This window comes from Leisingera sp. S132, from assembly GCF_025144465.1.
Classification (GTDB): Bacteria; Pseudomonadota; Alphaproteobacteria; order Rhodobacterales; family Rhodobacteraceae; genus Leisingera.
The window spans coordinates 16233-33600 of sequence record NZ_CP083553.1 but is presented as its reverse complement, the minus strand read 5'-3'; the positions used below and the strand labels follow the sequence as shown (position 1 = coordinate 33600).

Sequence of the window (17368 nt, the reverse complement as noted above, 5' to 3'; positions counted from 1 at the left end):
AAATTGCAAAACAAAACAGGAACGCCAGTTAATGCCTCTCAATGGTCATCGGTGTCCAGCCACAGTTCCGGCTGCTGGCGGTAGGGAATATACAACGGGTGCTTTGGATGGCCTGCCTTGCTGAGGCCAAGATGATGCAGCGGCTTTCCTGTTGACCGCAGCGCTTCTTGCACACGCGCGCCCTGACCGAGGTGTTCGCCATGCGTGCCCCAGGCACAGAGGACTGTATCAGCCCACTCCATCCCTTCAAGAATAGCAGCCATGTTGTCCGGCCCTTCCGGTGCGTCCAGTCTGCGCATCTCCCGCGGGTCGGTAACGCGGCACGCAAAAATGTTGGTAGCGCGGAACCCGCCAAACCCCAATGCGCGAGCGCGGCGTTCGCAGCGTTCAATGGTTGGGTCGTTCTGCACCTCGGTTGCAGTCGAAGGGTTCAGCATCACGAACATCACCCGCAGGCCAGCAGGTTCCCAGATCCGGGTCAGGCTGTAGCGGTACGTTTCGCAATCGGAATACACGGCGGTCGAGGGCGCATCGCCCTTGGTATGGCTGCGGGTGATCATGGCAGCGGTTTTAGAACAGCAAAGGTTGCCTTCCAAGCCGGCTTTCATCATCCTCCAACTGATCCGCGGCCAGACTATTGCCGCAAAGGTTTTGACCAATTTAACGATCTGAGCGGAATGGAACTTCTTATCTTTCTGGCACTGGCTGGCTCCGCAATCGCGGTTGGTTTTGATAATGCGGAAGATTCCGGAGAAGATCGGTCTGAACCGGAACCGCCAGTTGATCCCGAAACGCTGGAGGAACCTGATCCGCTGCCCCAAAGCATCAGCTTGTCCGGCACCGCCGGGACGAACGACATCCTGGAAGGCGCAGATGGAAACGACACGCTGAATGGCAACGCCGGTGACCTCGACCTCATGGCAGGCGGCAGCGGTGATGATGTACTGCATCTAGGTGCCGGCAATACGGCCACCGGCGGCCAAGGCGCGGACCGTTTCGTTCTGGACGATGCAGGCAGCCGTGAAACGGTGATCGAGGATTTTGAACTGGGTACCGACCAGCTGGCACTGACGCCGTATTCCTCCGGTTACGTTGAACTGATCGAAACCGAGGACGGCAGCGGGCTGCGGTTTATCGACACTCTCAACAACCAAACGATCCTGACCCTGCCCGGCGTTTCGCTTGCAGAGGGAGAGGTCTTGGAAGTGGATTTTCTGAACGGAATTGGTGACGTTGCCTGGACAGAGCGTTTTGAAAACCCTGGCTCCAGCGCCCCCCTTGCCCTGGATGCGATCCGCGGCACTTCGGACAGTGACACACTGGACGGCACCGCAGGCGATGATGTGATATTTGGCGAAGGCGGTGCCGACACCCTTACCGGCGGCGAAGGCAACGACACGCTCTACAGCGGCAGTGGCTCAGTCCACTATGAAGGGTCCTACAATCACTACCCCGGCGATCTGACCCGTGTGGGTGACGACGGTGATGTGCTCGACGGTGGAACTGGAGATGACCGCCTGTGGATCGGTCCCGGAACAACGGCCACAGGCGGCGCAGGAGCGGACGCCTTCCACGCCTTTGCAAATGTGTTTGAGGCCGGAACTCCGGCGGCGGAAATCACCGATTTCGATCCGTCAGAGGATCAGTTGCGGATCGACTTCCCGGTCGTTGCCGGCTTCGGCTCCATTCCCAGCTACAGCTTCGAAGATGCAATTGCTGGGCTTAGCGTCAGCTACGACGCGGATCAGAACAGCACTCTGATCGCCATGGACGGTATTGCCATCGCAACCTTGCCCGGGGATCAGTCCGGGGTCAGTATCGCCTTCCACGACGACTACTCCACCAGCGAGGACCGTTGGCGTGATGCGGCGGGCAGCCGGATCAGCGCCGAAGAGGGCGCGCAGGCCAGTGTCCTCCTGACCGCACAAGAGTTTTACTCTGTATTCGGAGACAACGGTACAGCCAGGCCATCCTAGGCAAGACCGCAGAATACCACCAAGGATATTAGGTCAGCTCTACTGCCCGAATGTTTCGCGCGCGAAACATCCGGTCAACGCTGCTGACCCAAAAAGATACACTTTGTTAACCGGCGCTTACGTCCTGATTGAAGACCCGGCTGGGATGCAGGGTCCCGGATTTGTAGACGCCGACCGCAACCGCCTGGCCGTCGAGCGAAGCCCAGGCCTCATCGCCGTACTCAACCTCATCATTGGGCATCACCATGCCCGGGTTGCCGTTGCGCAGCCGGACCGCACCTTCGGGGGTGCATTTGACTTCGGGCAGATCAGCCAGCCCTTCCTCCAGCGGGCGCAGGTATTGGTCCAGCTCCGGCGTGCGGGCCAGGCGGTCGATCTCCTCCAGCGAAATCCCGTCCTCTGCCGCATCAAACGGGCCAGACCAGATCCGGCGCAGTTCCTTGACGTGGCCGTGACAGCCCAGTGCTGCGCCCAAGTCACGGGCGATCGAACGCACATAGCCGCCCTTGCCGCAGGTCATTTCCAGCACCACATGGTCCGCATCGGGGCGGTCCAGCATGATCAGCTCCTCAACCCACAACGGGCGGGCCTCAATCTGCACGTCCTCGCCGTCCCGGGCCAGCTTGTAGGCACGCTGGCCGTCGATTTTGACGGCCGAGAACTTGGGCGGCACCTGCATGATCTCACCCAGGAAGGGCAACAGTGCCTCCTTGATCTGCGCGTCGGTAGGACGCTCGGCGCTTTCGGCAATCACCTCGCCTTCGGCATCATCGGTTTTGGTCGCCTGGCCCAGCCGCACAGTGAAGGTATAGGCCTTGAGCGCGTCGGTGATATAGGGAACCGTCTTGGTCGCCTCGCCCAGTGCCACCGCCAGAACGCCGGTGGCCTCCGGGTCCAGGGTCCCCGCATGGCCGGCCTTCTTGGCCTCCAGCGCCCAACGCACCTTGTTCACAACCGCGGTCGAGGTCAGGCCCGCGGGCTTGTCCACCACCAGCCAGCCGGAAATATCGCGCCCTTTGCGTTTGCGTGCCATGCATCGTCCCCATGTGTATGTGAGGCGCGCCGGTTACCGGATCGCCGGGACAGTGTCAATTTAACAAAGGTGCTGCTGGCGGGAAAGCAGTGTTGCACCGCTTGCCCTTGCCCGGATCCCGCAGTAGGCAATCGCCCATGGCCGTATCAAGCAAATACACCCCGCCGCAGGACCCGCTGGAGATCCTGCACCACGACGCCGAACTGCTAGCGGTGAACAAGCCGGCGGGCCTGTTATCTGTGCCGGGGCGCGGGGAACATCTGGCCGATTGCCTGATCAGCCGCATCCAGGCGGCCTTCCCCGAGGCGCTTCTGGTGCACCGGCTGGACCGGGATACTTCTGGCGTGATGGTGTTTGGCCTTACCCCGCATGCGCAACGTCACCTGTCGATGCAGTTTGAAAAGCGCACCGCAAAAAAGGCCTATGTCGCGCGGGTCGCGGGCCGGCTGGAGCCGCGCAGCGGCACCGTGGACCTGCCGCTGATTGTCGATTGGCCGAACCGGCCCAAACAAATGGTCTGCCACGAGACCGGCAAACCTGCCGTCACCGACTGGCGGGTGATGAAGTATGAGGACGATGCCACACGGGTGCGGCTGACCCCCAAGACCGGGCGGTCGCATCAGTTGCGGGTGCATATGCTGTCGCTGGGCCACCCGATCCTGGGCGATCCGCTTTATGCCGCTGGCGCCGCGCTGGAACATCCGCGCCTGATGCTGCATTCGGAGGAATTGCGGATCAAGCACCCGGACAGCGGCGAGTCCTTGAAGTTCCGGGTCAAGCCGGATTTCTGAAGCCTGCGGAGCTTACGGCGCCTCCATCACCATCATGAACAGCGTCTCCGCCTGCAGCGCCTCGTAGCTGTGCGGGCGGTCGCCGGGATAGGTGTAGTAATCGCCGGTCCTCAAGATCTCCTCCTGCCCCTCCGGCCCGGCCCGCATCTGACCGGAACAGACCAGCATATGCTCCACCGTGCCGCGCGGATGCGGCTGGGCGCGGCGGATTTGCCCGGGCTGCATCACCACCCGGTAGACGTCCCGGCGCACGTTCGGCGGGCTGCGGGACAGCAGAACAGCGGCGAAATCAGACTGGTCCGATTCCAGAACCTCCCCCTCGCCGGCACGGATCAGCCTTGTGGCGGGTGCCTCGGTCTCAAACAGCAGGCTCAGCGGGACATTCAGCGCAGCCGCCAGTGCCCAAAGTGTTTCTACGCTGGGGTTCCCGTTGCCTGCCTCCAGTTGGGACAGCGTTGATTTGGCTATCCCCGCCCGCGCAGCAAGGGCCGAAAGCGAAATCCCCGCCCGGCTGCGTTCGCGCTGAATGGCCGCGGCGATCATCTGGTGCGGTGCTGCAGTGTTCATTATTTCACCCGATTGTTCGACTTGACGAACGGCAATTGCGTTCGGTATAGAAACCACACGTCCGGATTAGACGAACGATCAGCTCATTGCCAGAGGAGCCGTGCAATGGTCATTCAGGAGATCACCGCCCATCCAGGCGCCCGCGGCCAGCTAATAGCCGGCCTGCAGGACATTCTTCCTCTTGCGGTCGGCGTTGCTGTCTACGGGCTCGCCTTTGGCCTGCTGGCCGCGCAGGCGCAGATGAGCGGGGTGCAGACCGGGGTGATGGGAACCATCGTCTTTGCCGGCTCGTCTCAGATCATCGCGGTGGAGCGGCTGGCGGCTGGGGCGAGCGCCGGTGCGGCGTTGCTGGCAGGCCTTGCGCTGAACCTGCGGCTGCTGCTGATCACCGCCTCGCTGCGGGATGAGCTAGCCGGGCGGCCATGGTGGCAGATCCTGTTGGGCGTGCACCTGGCTACTGATGAGAACTGGGCGCTTATGCACGCCAAGCGCGCCCGCGGCAAAAGCGTTGGTTACTGGTACCTGGTCGGCGGCGGATTGGGTTTGGTGGCTGTGTGGGTGGTGGCCACGGTGGCAGGGGCGAGTTTCGCTACGGCTGTGCCGGAACCGCGCGCCCTGGGCATGGACTTTGCCTTCACTGCCGCCTTCATCGCCATCCTGCGCTCCCTGTGGAGCGGCAGTGCCATGCTGCTGCCTTGGGGCGGATCCGTTGCCATCGTTCTGCTGGCCGGACTGCTCACCCCGCTTGATCCGACCTGGACGCTGATACTGGGGGGGCTGGGCGGCGCTGCAATTGCAGGAGTGCTGAACAATGAATGAAACCTGGCTCCTGATCCTTGGCCTTGCCGCTGCCACATTCACCGTTCGCCTCTCGGGCTACCTGCTGGGCCGGCGTCTCCCGGACCACGGCCCTTGGGCGCGCGGACTGCAGGCGCTGCCGGGCTGCCTGATCCTGTCGCTTGTCACCTATCTGCTGATGCAGGGCGGGCCGCAGGAATGGGCTGCAGGCGCAACCGCGCTGGTGGTAGCGATGCTCTCTCGCAGCCTGCCGCTGACAATGGCGGCTGGCATCGCTGCAGTTTTCCTGTTTAGAGCCTATTATTAACCCACTCCGGGTCTCGTCTTAGGGCGCCGGAGCACCACCGCCCTTCCCGCGCAAATAAGAAAGCCGCCCCGGAAGGCGGCTCTCCACAACTCCTCAAGCAGCAGGCTTACTCGGCAGCCCAGCCGCCGACGGCTTTTACTTCCAGGAAGTCCTCAATACCCCATTTGCCGCCTTCACGGCCTTTGCCGGACTGCTTCATGCCGCCAAAGGGCGAACCGGCGGAGCGGGACTTGCCGTTCATCTCCACCATGCCGGAGCGCAGGGCACGGGCCATGCGATTGGCACGGGCGCCGTCCTGGGTCTGCACATAGTTGGTGAGGCCATAGGGCGTGTCATTGGCGATCTCGATCGCTTCTTCTTCCGTCTCGAATGGAATGATCGACAGCACCGGACCAAAGATTTCCTCGCGCGCGATGGTCATCTGGTTGTTAACATCGGCAAAGACGGTGGGTCTCACATAGAACCCCTTGTTCAGGCCATCCGGACGGCCAGTGCCGCCGGCTACCAGCTTGGCGCCTTCGTCGATGCCCTGCTGGATCAGGTCCTGGATCTTGTTCCACTGCATCTCATTCACGACCGGGCCGATATGGCGGCCCTGCTGATCTGCCGGGCCGACCTCGACCTTGGCAGCCACTTCCGCAGCCTCGGCAACCACACGGTCATAGATGCTGTTCTGCACCAGCATACGGCTGGGCGCGTTGCAGCTCTGGCCGGTGTTCTGCATCATATGGAGCACGCCGCGCTTCACCGCCTTCTCGTCGGCATCTTCAAAGATCACATTGGCACCCTTACCGCCCAGTTCCAGGTCCACCTTCTTGAGGGTCGGTGCTGCCGCCTGAGTGATCGCGATGCCAGCGCGGGTGGAACCGGTGAAGGAGATCATGTCCACGTCCGGGTGGGTGGTCAGCTGCGAGCCGACGCCCGGGCCATCGCCGTTCACCAGATTGAACACACCTGCCGGGAAGCCGGCCTCGTCCATAAGTTCGGCAAAGATCATCGCGTTGAGCGGGCTCTGCTCCGACGGCTTCAGCACCATGGTGCAGCCCGCGACTGCAGCGGCGCCAACCTTCAGCGTCACCTGGTTCATCGGCCAGTTCCAGGGCGTGATCAGGGCGCAGACGCCTACTGCCTCGTGGATGATACGGTCGTTGGGGCTGCGGTCGTTCAGCGGCGCGTCAAACGGAAACTCCTTGGCCGCGGTGATGAAGTTGCGCAGGTGCCAGCTGCCGGCCCCAACTTGCGAAGTGCGCGACATGTCGATGGGCGCGCCCATTTCCAGCGACATCGCCTGGGCGAGGTCTTCGGCGCGTGCCTCGTAGACGCTGATCAGTTTTTCCACCAGCGCGATGCGCTCCTCCACCGGGGTCGCCATCCAGCCCGGCAGCGCCGCCTTGGCCGCGGCCACCGCAGCGTTGGTGTCGGCCTCGGACCCCAGCGAGATCACAGCGCAGGGTTCTTCGGTCGAGGGGTTGATCACCTCGAAGTCGTTGGCGTCAGAGGGGGCGACCCACTGGCCGTTGATGTAAAAGTCACGTTTCTCGATCATCTGGGAACTCCCGTTTCAGACGTATTCCTGGCACCTGTCTGCCGGTTTTGCGGCCACTCTGTCACTGCGCCCCCGGGGGAGCAAGGGTCTTTGCGCCACAATTTGATCAAATTGTGGCAGGCGCTGTCAATGGCCTTGCATGACAGCTTCCGGCCCCGAGAGCCGTGATATTTTGCGGTTTCCTTGCACGGCTTCTTTTTCTTTACGTTAGAGTACTTAGGTAGCAGTCAAGACGACTCAATACTCAACTGACAAGGAGATACCGCCATGGGTTTGCGCATAAACGACACGGTCCCGGATTTTACAGCGGAAACGGATCAGGGCTCTATTACTTTCCATGACTGGATCGGCGACAGCTGGGCGATTCTGTTCTCCCACCCCAAGGATTTTACGCCAGTCTGCACCACTGAGTTCTCGGCGGTCGCGCAACTGGGTGACGAATGGGCCAAGCGCAACACCAAGGTGATCGGCGTTTCGGTCGACGGTGTCGAAGACCACAAGAAGTGGAAAAAAGACATTGAGGCATACGGCAAGGCGGCACCGGGCTTCCCGATTATTGCCGACGACGGGCTGGCAGTGTCCAAGGCGTTTGACATGCTGCCTGCCGAAGCCTATCTGCCCGACGGCCGCACCCCTGCCGACAGCGCCACTGTGCGGTCGGTGTTCATCATCGGACCGGACAAGCAGCTGAAGCTTTCGATGACCTACCCGATGACTGTTGGCCGCAACTTTGCCGAGATCCTGCGCGCTCTGGACGGGCTGCAGATGTCGATCGGCAAGGGTGTTGCCACCCCGGCAAACTGGGTCCCCGGCGAAGACGTGATCATCCCGCCCACAGTGTCAAACGAAGACGCCAAGGCCAAGTTCGGCGAGTTCGAGACCATCTTCCCCTACCTGCGCAAGGTGAAGGCGCCGGAATGACGAAGTTTGGATCTGGCTTTGACTAACTGAAAAATTGGCATGTTTTCTTAAGTAGCGGGCTCTGACCTCTCAGGAGTTCGGGGCCCTTTCGGCTAAAAATTTTTCTGAATGCAGGTGCACAGTTGGATCTTGTAGATCCTGCTGACAAATGGTGCAGCCAAAGGCGAAAGGACATTATGTCGACGAGGCTCAGCAATCCCCGGCGGACTTATTGTAGAGGATCGCGCCCCTACGGTCGTTCATAAGATTGTTGAAGCATCGTTCGAGCAGGCTGCTAGGTCTTTTCAATTTCAGATAGCTCTATGGGTCTACCTTGGGTGACAGAGTTGGAGATCGCTTCGATAACGAGCATATTACGGTATCCGTCTTTGGCGGACACAATGGGAGATACACCAGTCTCCACCACATCCAAAAAATGCTCGAGCTGCCGCTCCAAGGGATCAAACCTTGTCAGGTCTAAGCGACTTTCTTCAAATGCTTCCCACCAGGACCTTTCCCTGTCGTAATAGCGGACCCTCATACTAGGGAAATCTAGTGACCCACGGGTTCCAGCGAAGTGATAGCACGTCTCGTCGGGAAACGTCGGATAAGCAGGGTTTTCTCCGCTTGTCATTTCCCAGCTTTTTGAACTTGCAGTGCTGTCTGAAAGCAAAAACGTTCCAACTACACCATTCCTAAATCTGAAAGTCAAAGCCACAGAATCTTCCACCTCAAATCCCCGTTGATGGTTGGATGCAAAGGCAAAGACAGCTTCAATCTCCCCACAGAAATGACGCATCAGCCCAATCTCGTGGATCAGATTAATTAAAATGGGTCCGCCACCCAGACGGGTCCGCCACAAACCTTCCTTGAAATAATTTGCTGGCTTGTAGAATAATGCTGAGCCTTGAAAAGCGACCAAGTTACCAAATTTATTGGAATTCAGAAACTCCTCCGCTGTGTTAAGAAGCGGTGAGTACGTTCGGTGGTGCCCAACCAAAACCGGGATACCACACTTCTCTGAATCCTCAACGATACGGCGGCTCTGCTCCAGGGTATCAGCAAGAGGCTTCTCCACAAGAACGGGGATTCCGAAATTGAGGCAGTGGGCAACCTGATCCGCGTGAAAAGCATTTGGGCTGCTGATGATAGCCGCGTCAGGTTCTACTTCCCTTAGAGCTGTCTCAATTGAGTTAAAGAAGGGAGCATCTTCATCCCGGGCGAGATCTCGATTTCCATCCCTGTCCGGAGCGACGATTGCCGCTAGCACAGAACGTTCATTGCCCTTCACAAGAGAGATATGTTTCTTGCCAATAAGGCCCGGACCGGAAACCAAAATACGAGTCATTTCCACCTCAAAATGGGGTTATTCTACTTAGCGTGGAATACGGCGCTAATGTCCGCAAGATCAGTGTCATCCACACCACTGTGGAAAGGCAGGCAAAGGACTTGGCTCTTGACTTCCTCAGCAAATGGGCGGTTCCGGTGAGAAATGATTGACATATGCCGGTAAGGCTCGAAGTCAGTGCAAATCGGGTGAAAGTACTTTCTCGAAAAAATCTGCCTTTCTTTCAAAGCGTTATAAACATCGTCACGCGTTCTGCCAAATCGCTGCGGATTGATAACGACAGGGAAGTACTGCTCTGAGTTTTCTACATTATCCTGCACAACGGGCAATCGCACTCCCGGCAGGTCTCCGAGAGCCTCGCAATATATCTCGCGCAACCGGCGTCTCTGGATCCGCTCATTTTCAACCAAAGGAAGGTTTAGCAGGCCGATGGCAGCCTGCAATTCGTTGACCTTTCCGTTGATGCCAACTTCAACGACCTCTTCCTCGTTCAAGATTCCGAAATTGCGCAGGAAATATATTCTCTCACGATCTTCAGCGTCAGGCGTGGCTATCAGCCCGCCTTCAAAAGTGTTGAACAGCTTTGTTGCATGAAACGAAAAGACTGAAGCGCGGCCGAATTTGGCAACAGGTATGCCCCCTAGGGTTGCACCAAAAGCATGCGCGGCATCGTAGATGATGGGGAGACCATGTTCATCTGCCACCCGTTGCAAACCTTCAACATCGCATATTGTCCCGTATACATGAACGCCAATAATCGCCGATGTTTTGGAGGTAATCGCATGTGCGACCGAAGCCGGGTCAAGCGTCAAAGTGTCTGGAGACACATCTGCAAAAACAGGTTTCAGCCCGTTCCAAACAATTGCATGCGCCGTTGCCGCGAAAGTAAGTGGTGTTGTGATAACTTCTGACCCAGGCTCGAGATCCAGCATCTTTAGGGCAGTGAGAAGTGCGATGGTTCCATTGTTAAACAGCATCGCAGTCGGAGCCTGCAGATAGGCCTCCATCTCCGCCTCAAGTTTTTGATGCATTGGACCGTTGTTCGTCAGCATCTTGCTGTCCCAAATTTCGTCCAGCATTCTGTCGAAATCTTTTCTTTCGGGCAGTAAGGGTTGAGTGACGTACAAGGGTCTCATTGGAAGATTCCGTAGGCTCAGTTATCAGGCGGATTTTTTAAGTTGAGCAGTGGCCCCTGGAAAGATTTCAAACTCTTTCAGTGCAAGCTTTCGAATTTGCTGAACATACTCTTCAAAACTGTAAAGTTCCTCATAGCGGGACAACAGTTCACGGTTCACCTCACGGAATTCTACCGGGTCATTCATAAGACGGCGGATCGTGGGGACAAGGTTCTGAAGCATTTCACCTTCGGACTCAAAAAACACAGGGAATTTGGCATAGCCCTCATCCGGGAAAAACTCCTTGTTAAACACAGTCATGCCCAACCCACCCTGGTAAATAGGTTGAGCGACATAACCATCAAATCCTTCGCCAAAGGAAATCGAGAACATACAGCGAGTCGCAAGGTCCATGTACTCTTCAAAGGGAATGTCTCGAATTTCCACCAACTCGAATTCGGGCAACTCTTTTTTAAGGATGTCCAGACACTCTTGACGATGAGAAGCTTCTTCGTCCGGGGAATAAATAATCAGCTTTTCCTTCGTCCGGAAATCAGACCCCGGGAACTCGGACAGATCCGTGTACGCTGGAAGCAACAATGTCGGCAAGCCATATTTGTCAGAAAATTCCTGACCAAAATAAGAGTGATGTGCCACCGACTGCGTCACATTGGGTGTCAGGTTATACAGACTCTGAAAGTCTTCGGCTTCAGGCATGAGCTGGATATTTTGATTCAGCAGGTTGATCTGCACAGTCTCTCGATTGGCGAGCCAATTCCGTTCGTTATCACTCAAATCGTCATAAAAGGTTTCTGCCAAGTACTCCGGAAGATGAATATAAATTTCCCTGACGTGATCACAGTAAGTCAACTGCTCGAAACGGAATACATGCTCCGAGTTTCGAAAATGAGAGTTCCTAAAGTATGTTGAACCGTTTTTCATCGGCCGCGTCATCATGATGACATCGTATCCGTGTTCCCGTTTAAGGCGGCGCATTTGATTGGCGATGGAAAACATAGAAAATATGCCACCGCTCATAAAATTACCCTCAGGGACGACAATCACCATTAGACGTTTGGATCCGAGGACACTCTTAGGGAAGTATTGGTTCTGCAATGAAACCGAAGGAGCATTTGCATGCACTCCAAATTGCTTCAACAGCTGCCCGAATGTAGCTTCATAAATACCGGCCCTAATTTCTCTGCGTTGCTGTTTGGAACGACCAAACAACGCGGCAATCAAATTGGCGTACAACCGTACAACTTTAAAGTACATTCCGGACCTCTACGATGGCATAAGAGCTCTTTGCCAGTGGCTAGCACGTTGAATCACCGCCGTGTATGCATTCGGCTCTGCGTTAGGTCAAGGCGCAATAAAACAGAAGCAAAACTAGGCTGATCCATGCCCACGTCACGCCTCTGTGTGAGGAGTCTCCAATTTTGACCCATACGATACCTTAGTGGTGCGCTTCGCGCCCTAGAATTTCACGGGCCTTTCAAACTGTCAAACCACTCTCTTGAAACAAAATTTTCAATTCCTTGGATCAACGTTCTACCCGCTGGCTGTGACAAAGCCTTCATATTGGGTGTCAAACAGCTTTTTGAACTCTCCGCCCCGACTGAGCAGTTCTTGGACTGTGCCGGCTTCGGCGATCTGCCCATCAACCACGACGTAGATTCGATCAGCCTCCAACACAGTGGACAAGCGGTGTGCGATCATAATTGTGGTTGTACCCTTGGTTGCGCGTGCCAATGCTTCTTTCACGCGTGCTTCCGAAGAGGCATCCAACGCACTGGTCGCTTCATCGAGAAGAAGAATCCCCCCCTTGCGCAACATTGCCCGTGCGATTGAAAGCCGCTGCTTCTGCCCCCCAGATAGGAAACTGCCGTTCTCACCTACAAGAGTGTGATAACCCAGTGGCAGCTTTTCGATAAAGTCATGCGCGTTGGCGGCCTTGGCAGCCTCAATCACATCTTCATCGCTGGCATCGGGACGGCTAAGGCGAATATTCTCCATCACACTATCTGCGAACAGGAAGGTGTTCTGACCAACGAAAGAAATACGCTGGCGGATAGACTGAAACTTTGCGCTAGCCAAGTTCTGTCCATCGATACGTACCGCTCCGGCGCTTGGATCGTAAAGCCGCATTGCCAGGTTCAGGATGGTCGATTTCCCTCCGCCCGAGGGACCAACGAGGGCGGTTAGTTTGCCTGGCTCAAACTCCAAATTGAGCCCCCTAAGCACTGGGTCTCCGTTATCATATCCGAACTGCACGTCCTCAAAGACAACCCGGCCAGGTCCTTCAGGTAGATTGACCGCATCCGGCTGTTCAACCAGATTTTCCTGATAGTCGAGCAGATCGTACATCATTTTAACGCCAATCAGCCCTGCTTCCAAAGAAATCCTCATACGCGACAATCTCTTAGCTGGTTCGTAAGCCATTAGAAGCGCAGTGACAAAAGACATTAGCTGCCCGGCAGTGGGCGGGGTCGCGCCAAAAAGATTTAAGGCACTCAGAGCCACCACAGCAGCGATTGCGAAACCAGCCAGAGTTTCCATCAGCGGACTGGTGATGGCCTCAAGGCGGATAATCGAATTTGCTCGATTTTCGACCTGGCGAACTGCGCCACTCATGCGCTGCGCCATGCGTTCTTCGAGCGAGAACACCTTGATGACTTGAATGCCCTGCGCGGTTTCCTGGACTACCTTGATGATCTCAGCCAGAGACGTCATTTCCTGCTGCATCAATTCCCTGACGCGCTTCAACAGTGATCGCACGCCCAAGATAGCCATCGGGCCAATGACAAGGCAGATCAGGGATAGCACTGGTTGCTGATAGAACATCACAGCCAGAAGTCCAATTAAGGTCAGTGAATCACGAACCACAGAGGTCACCAGCAGATCGACAACCCGCCGCGCCTGCTGCGCCCCATGTGTCAACCGTGTCAGCAGGTCCGACGACTCGGTCAGTGTGAAATAGGAGACTCCGTGATCCAGAAGCTTCTCAAACGTCTTCTTCTGCTGATCGGCGATAATACGGTTGCCCGCCCGCGCCATGAAAACCAGTTGAACGTATGTCGCCAGTCCCTTAACCGCAAAAACTACGACCACTGCAAAGGCAACCAGGAAAACCTGAGCACGGTTGTCGGTCGCGGTCAACGAATCGACAATGCCTTCCATTAGATAAGCCGTGAGCGCCGCTGTCACTGATACAACGATCATCGCTGCAATCGAAATACCGTAGTACTTCCGCTGAGTAATCAGACTGTCACCGATCAGGCGGGACAGCGGGCTTTTCTCCTTGCCGGCCGATGCTTCCGAACGCAACAGAGTCCTAAAAAACGATTTCATACCAGTCATTTCAACTGGCGATCAGACCTGAGATCCGCTCTGCCAGCCGCCTCTCGGTGAAGTGCTGCAAGGTTTCAGGGGCGTATTTACGCAACAACCAAGTTTAGTTCCTAGGCGAATAGCCTAGGAACCGGGTTCTTTGCAACTCGATATAATGAGCCGAACATGCATCCGAACTTCATAACCCCACTTCATCTCTCAACAACGCAACCGTTACGATTGAGCCAGCTGAGTATAGGCCCTTTCGAGTGCTTGAGACTCCGCCAGATCATAGAAAGAAACAGCTACCCGCGCGGCAGGCGAATCGGGAAGCCGCTCTCCAGCTCGGACTGTGGGCACCAGCTCCATGAGGCCCGCGCAGGGAAGAGGACCAAAGCCCGGGAAGGGCCGCCCACCGGGGTGCTTGATGGTATGCCGCAGAACCGGGCGGGACTTCGCAGACCAAGCAGGGCCGGCCTGCCCTAGAAAATATGAAGCATAACGGGCAGCAAAGGGAAAACCCGTACTATATTCAATAAGCATTGGATAGAGGTCACCTGGACATCTGCGCGACATTTCAATCAGCGCGATGCCGCTGCCATCTGAAATGAATTGCGTATGTATGAGGCCGTCGCACAGCTGCAACCTGCCTGCTACTGCCTCAACCGCAGCTTTGCAGTCGTCAAACAATGCTGGAGAAAAATCATGCGCGACATAAGAGGTATCAACAGCAAAGGGATCATAATGCGAACCTTCTCGAACCACAAAGGCGTTCACGACCTGCCCGTGCTCAATGAATGCGGTAAAGCTATAAAGCTGTCCCTGCACAAAGTTTTCGCAAACCACCTCTCCAGAAGGGCTGTTTGCCTTTGCTCTAGCGATTGCCTGATCACGCGCCTCCCTGTCAACAGCCTCGAAGACTGTCACCCCCCTCCCACTGAAACTATCGCATGGTTTGCAAATCAATATCCCGTCATCAGGTAGTGCGTCTGTTTCAAAGGCTTGCGGCGCAGGAAGCTCTAGTTCTGCGCAAAGACCTCGAAACAAGCTTTTTTTGCCCAACACCTGATCAGCCGAGGATGGATAACTAAAGAAATCACTCTGTGGCAGTTGAGTGAAAGTTTCCATCGAAACATCAGTGCAGCCCGGGATCACCGCCTCAATACCCAGACGAATAATTTGATCTTGAACGAGGGAGACATCGCTGTAGTCCCCTCTAATCCACTGGTTCGGATACGACAACGCCAGGGTATCATGGGGCCGATTGCTGATTGTCCATACCTGATGGCCTTGGCCAATCAGATAGCGGTGAATCGGTTCTACCGCAAAAGCAGCATCCAGAAGAAGTACACGCATCAGGTCGATCTCATGTTATTTTGGGGGATTTCGGAGAACCTCCACGTCCAAAGAGCCGAAAGAAAGTTAGCAACTCTCAACACAAAGGTCGTCATAGAAGTTCATCACAATGCCAAATGAGGGGTAAATATTGAGGAGGCGCCGAAGAGCATTGTTTATCTGACCATAGAAGACTGGTTCATAGTTCCCCCCTGGCTGTATGAAGAACAGGGTCCAGCTTACGCTGTTGGCGCAATTGTGCTGCTTCCCTAAGTATTGCTGGCCCAAGTTCACCATCCAGCCCCTTGGCGAAATCGACTGTAAGCTCGTAGGCCCGGTCGTTTAGCCAACAAGGTGACTTCTTTAGGAATGCAAAACCCTCCCTCTCATGCATCAGCGCAGGCAGCGCATAGCTAACTCCCTGCGAAGAGACCGCTGTCAGGATAAAATCCCTAAGGTCTTGGGTAGAAGCATCATTTGTCAGCAAGTGTTCCTTCAACTCCAGCAATCGGGGCCGTTCCGGGATGACTGTTTGCTCAGCTGCTTTTCTAATTTCCTTTTCACCCAAAGCAGAAATTTCTCTGTCGAGATTGTCCAGCTCCAGCGTCGACCCATGGGTGAATCCATGCGAGATCACCCATTGGCTAAGGCCGATTTCCCCGCGCCGCACTGTGACCTTCTTATTGTTGGTAAGCGGGAACCGCTTCCAGAAATTACGAAACTGGACATCGCTCAGAATTCGCTCCGAGAACATCAACGCATATGAACAGTAATGGAAGTTCTTATGGCTTGTGGAATAGCTCCACTGTATACTTTTAAAGTCCTTGGCATCCACTCTGGGATGACCAAAGTTGCTGGCCGCGCCAACAAAGTCGAGTTGCCTTTGTTCTGCTTGCTCCAGCCAATCAGTTGATCCAGGCAAAGGAAACCACACAGAATCGTTCAATAGCACCAGACGCTCTATATGACTCTGCGTCTCCAGAACTTTCATGACACCATCTCGGTAACCGCCAAAGTCATAACCAAAGTTCGGCCTTTCAATGAATTGCCAACAAAGGTCTTTCAGTTTGCCGAATTCACCCTCATTCAATTGAATATTTGAAACGACGATCGTCGCGTATCCCTTTGAATTCAAGTACCGTAGCGCTGTAAGGTGCGAGGCAAGCAACCCGTTTTGAGGAAAGATCAAGTAGATCGCCACCTTCGATCCTGCCTGAAGCTTACCAGTGCGGCAACGAGTTTGGCGAGCCAATACGCAGTCATAATAGTGATGACCAAACAAAAAGGTTCCCATCCTGCTGGGCAGCATCCTCAATTGCTGGAAAGGACGCCTTAGCTCCCGAGCAATCTTCCAGAACGGTGGCAATTTCATGAGACAACCTTGTTGGCATGGTTTTCAGATTAGACAAATAGCTGGACTATTGCCATGGGGGCAGCCGGTTCGCACCTTGTTGCCTTCTGCTGCTGAGAATGGCCTGGAAGTAGTACCAGCTTTTTGACCGCTTACGCGCAGACAGAAGGTTTAGCGGTGAGATAAGTTGGAGGATAGCCTCTCCCAATGCCCGCAAATACCCGTAAGACTGACCGTGCTTGCGTGCAGCATAAACGCGCGACTGCCCCATGTACCAAGCTTTGAGCGCAGCGGTTTTTGCAGAGCGTTCCGTGGAATGCCCCAATAAGTGCCGAACTTTTGCATCAAAGGCATATCGCAGCGGGCCACAGTGCTCCTTCAGGCGCAGACTGAGATCATCATCCTCGTGGAAAAGAAAAATCTTGGGATCAAAGCCCCCAATCTTATCAAAAGCGGCTTTGCGGACAAGCAAAGCGCCGCCGGACAGGACCGGAACTTCACCGTCCCTTTTCGCAGCATCGCGGCCAAGCCAAAGCGACTTTGGGATCAGCTTGCTGCGGCGCTTGAAGAAAAGAGAACCGTCGCCTTTGACAACGCGCGTATTGAATGCCGACGCCGTGGGATGGGCATCCGCAGTAGTCAGCAACTGTTGCATCGTGTCGCCGAACAGCTCGGCGTCGGGGTTCACGAAGAACAAAAACTCTGTGTCAGCCAGCTCTGCACCCTGATTGCAGGCACACCCAAAGCCAAGATTTTCAGAATTGGCAATGAATTGGGCCCCGTGTTTCGAAGCAAGTACCCGGGTTGCATCCGCATCCTGCGAAGCGTTGTCGATCAGGATAACGGGAACTCCATCCGTGTTGGATCGCAGCAAGTTCCCGGCTATCTCCGAGGAGTTATAGGTCACCGTGATAATAGTGATACGGGGAGTCATAAGCTCGCCTACGCGTGTTCCGGAAGAAATGGAATAG

General features: G+C 55.8%; 16 protein-coding genes. 5 read left to right on the top strand and 11 right to left on the bottom strand.

What is annotated here, in order from left to right; translation table 11 throughout:
- Positions 1–38: 38 nt before the first annotated feature.
- Positions 39–560 carry a DUF1643 domain-containing protein gene (locus K3725_RS00155; protein ID WP_260018649.1) on the bottom strand — a complete coding sequence of 174 codons (522 nt, stop codon included), beginning with the start codon at positions 558–560 and terminating at the stop codon, positions 39–41.
- A gap of 357 nt (positions 561–917) precedes the next feature.
- On the opposite strand from K3725_RS00155, the gene K3725_RS00150 reads away from it, so the two are divergent.
- On the top strand, positions 918–1976 hold the full coding sequence (locus K3725_RS00150) for a hypothetical protein (RefSeq protein WP_260016899.1): 1059 nt from the start codon (positions 918–920) through the stop codon (positions 1974–1976).
- Positions 1977–2082: 106 nt separating this feature from the next.
- Here the strand turns inward: K3725_RS00150 and truB are convergent, their stop codons facing one another.
- Complete coding sequence (gene truB, locus K3725_RS00145) at positions 2083–3009, bottom strand: tRNA pseudouridine(55) synthase TruB (RefSeq protein ID WP_260016898.1); 927 nt, start codon at positions 3007–3009, stop codon at positions 2083–2085.
- A 137-nt stretch (positions 3010–3146) separates the two neighbouring features.
- Between truB and K3725_RS00140 the strand changes: the two genes are divergently transcribed.
- Positions 3147–3800 (top strand): RluA family pseudouridine synthase, encoded by a 654-nt coding sequence (locus K3725_RS00140; protein ID WP_260016897.1) that lies wholly within the window; start codon positions 3147–3149, stop codon positions 3798–3800.
- Between the two features lie 12 nt (positions 3801–3812).
- On the opposite strand, the gene K3725_RS00135 is transcribed toward K3725_RS00140, so the two are convergent.
- Entirely contained in the window at positions 3813–4367 is a 555-nt protein-coding gene (locus K3725_RS00135; protein WP_260016896.1) for a helix-turn-helix domain-containing protein, read from the bottom strand.
- A gap of 105 nt (positions 4368–4472) precedes the next feature.
- On the opposite strand from K3725_RS00135, the gene K3725_RS00130 reads away from it, so the two are divergent.
- On the top strand, positions 4473–5186 hold the full coding sequence (locus K3725_RS00130; RefSeq protein ID WP_260016895.1) for an AzlC family ABC transporter permease: 714 nt from the start codon (positions 4473–4475) through the stop codon (positions 5184–5186).
- Positions 5179–5472, top strand: a complete 294-nt coding sequence (locus K3725_RS00125) for an AzlD family protein (protein ID WP_260016894.1) — start codon at positions 5179–5181, stop codon at positions 5470–5472. The genes K3725_RS00130 and K3725_RS00125 overlap by 8 nt, the downstream gene beginning before the upstream one ends.
- A 106-nt stretch (positions 5473–5578) precedes the next feature.
- Here K3725_RS00125 and K3725_RS00120 read toward each other — a convergent pair whose 3' ends face one another.
- Positions 5579–7018: an aldehyde dehydrogenase family protein gene (locus tag K3725_RS00120; protein ID WP_260016893.1), complete on the bottom strand. Its 1440-nt coding sequence runs from the start codon at positions 7016–7018 to the stop codon at positions 5579–5581.
- A gap of 267 nt (positions 7019–7285) precedes the next feature.
- Between K3725_RS00120 and K3725_RS00115 the strand changes: the two genes are divergently transcribed.
- Entirely contained in the window at positions 7286–7939 is a 654-nt protein-coding gene (locus tag K3725_RS00115; RefSeq protein ID WP_260016892.1) for a peroxiredoxin, read from the top strand.
- Positions 7940–8213: 274 nt separating this feature from the next.
- Here the strand turns inward: K3725_RS00115 and K3725_RS00110 are convergent, their stop codons facing one another.
- The 7 genes from K3725_RS00110 to K3725_RS00080 form a co-directional block, all read right to left on the bottom strand.
- On the bottom strand, positions 8214–9266 hold the full coding sequence (locus tag K3725_RS00110; RefSeq protein ID WP_260016891.1) for a Gfo/Idh/MocA family protein: 1053 nt from the start codon (positions 9264–9266) through the stop codon (positions 8214–8216).
- 23 nt (positions 9267–9289) lie between these two features.
- Entirely contained in the window at positions 9290–10345 is a 1056-nt protein-coding gene (locus tag K3725_RS00105) for a DegT/DnrJ/EryC1/StrS aminotransferase family protein (protein WP_260016890.1), read from the bottom strand.
- Positions 10346–10426: 81 nt separating this feature from the next.
- Positions 10427–11656: a hypothetical protein gene (locus tag K3725_RS00100; protein ID WP_260016889.1), complete on the bottom strand. Its 1230-nt coding sequence runs from the start codon at positions 11654–11656 to the stop codon at positions 10427–10429.
- Positions 11657–11932: 276 nt separating this feature from the next.
- A complete protein-coding gene (locus K3725_RS00095) occupies positions 11933–13741 on the bottom strand; it encodes an ABC transporter ATP-binding protein (RefSeq protein ID WP_311202209.1) in 1809 nt (602 codons plus the stop codon).
- A gap of 204 nt (positions 13742–13945) precedes the next feature.
- Positions 13946–15067 carry an acetyl-CoA carboxylase biotin carboxylase subunit family protein gene (locus K3725_RS00090; protein ID WP_260016888.1) on the bottom strand — a complete coding sequence of 374 codons (1122 nt, stop codon included), beginning with the start codon at positions 15065–15067 and terminating at the stop codon, positions 13946–13948.
- 178 nt (positions 15068–15245) lie between these two features.
- A complete protein-coding gene (locus K3725_RS00085; protein ID WP_260016887.1) occupies positions 15246–16418 on the bottom strand; it encodes a rhamnan synthesis F family protein in 1173 nt (390 codons plus the stop codon).
- A gap of 46 nt (positions 16419–16464) precedes the next feature.
- Entirely contained in the window at positions 16465–17331 is an 867-nt protein-coding gene (locus tag K3725_RS00080; RefSeq protein WP_260016886.1) for a glycosyltransferase family 2 protein, read from the bottom strand.
- Positions 17332–17368: the final 37 nt, after the last annotated feature.

Coding starts and splice junctions, on each gene's coding strand:
- K3725_RS00155 (WP_260018649.1), bottom strand. CDS start 560: ATGATCACCCGCAGCCATACCAAGGGCGATGCGCCCTCGACCGCCGTG.
- K3725_RS00120 (WP_260016893.1), bottom strand. CDS start 7,018: ATGATCGAGAAACGTGACTTTTACATCAACGGCCAGTGGGTCGCCCCC.
- K3725_RS00090 (WP_260016888.1), bottom strand. CDS start 15,067: ATGCGTGTACTTCTTCTGGATGCTGCTTTTGCGGTAGAACCGATTCAC.
- K3725_RS00080 (WP_260016886.1), bottom strand. CDS start 17,331: ATGACTCCCCGTATCACTATTATCACGGTGACCTATAACTCCTCGGAG.
- K3725_RS00130 (WP_260016895.1), top strand. CDS start 4,473: ATGGTCATTCAGGAGATCACCGCCCATCCAGGCGCCCGCGGCCAGCTA.
- truB (WP_260016898.1), bottom strand. CDS start 3,009: ATGGCACGCAAACGCAAAGGGCGCGATATTTCCGGCTGGCTGGTGGTG.
- K3725_RS00100 (WP_260016889.1), bottom strand. CDS start 11,656: ATGTACTTTAAAGTTGTACGGTTGTACGCCAATTTGATTGCCGCGTTG.
- K3725_RS00110 (WP_260016891.1), bottom strand. CDS start 9,266: ATGACTCGTATTTTGGTTTCCGGTCCGGGCCTTATTGGCAAGAAACAT.
- K3725_RS00085 (WP_260016887.1), bottom strand. CDS start 16,418: ATGAAATTGCCACCGTTCTGGAAGATTGCTCGGGAGCTAAGGCGTCCT.
- K3725_RS00135 (WP_260016896.1), bottom strand. CDS start 4,367: ATGAACACTGCAGCACCGCACCAGATGATCGCCGCGGCCATTCAGCGC.
- K3725_RS00095 (WP_311202209.1), bottom strand. CDS start 13,741: ATGACTGGTATGAAATCGTTTTTTAGGACTCTGTTGCGTTCGGAAGCA.
- K3725_RS00125 (WP_260016894.1), top strand. CDS start 5,179: ATGAATGAAACCTGGCTCCTGATCCTTGGCCTTGCCGCTGCCACATTC.
- K3725_RS00105 (WP_260016890.1), bottom strand. CDS start 10,345: ATGCTGGACGAAATTTGGGACAGCAAGATGCTGACGAACAACGGTCCA.
- K3725_RS00140 (WP_260016897.1), top strand. CDS start 3,147: ATGGCCGTATCAAGCAAATACACCCCGCCGCAGGACCCGCTGGAGATC.
- K3725_RS00150 (WP_260016899.1), top strand. CDS start 918: ATGGCAGGCGGCAGCGGTGATGATGTACTGCATCTAGGTGCCGGCAAT.
- K3725_RS00115 (WP_260016892.1), top strand. CDS start 7,286: ATGGGTTTGCGCATAAACGACACGGTCCCGGATTTTACAGCGGAAACG.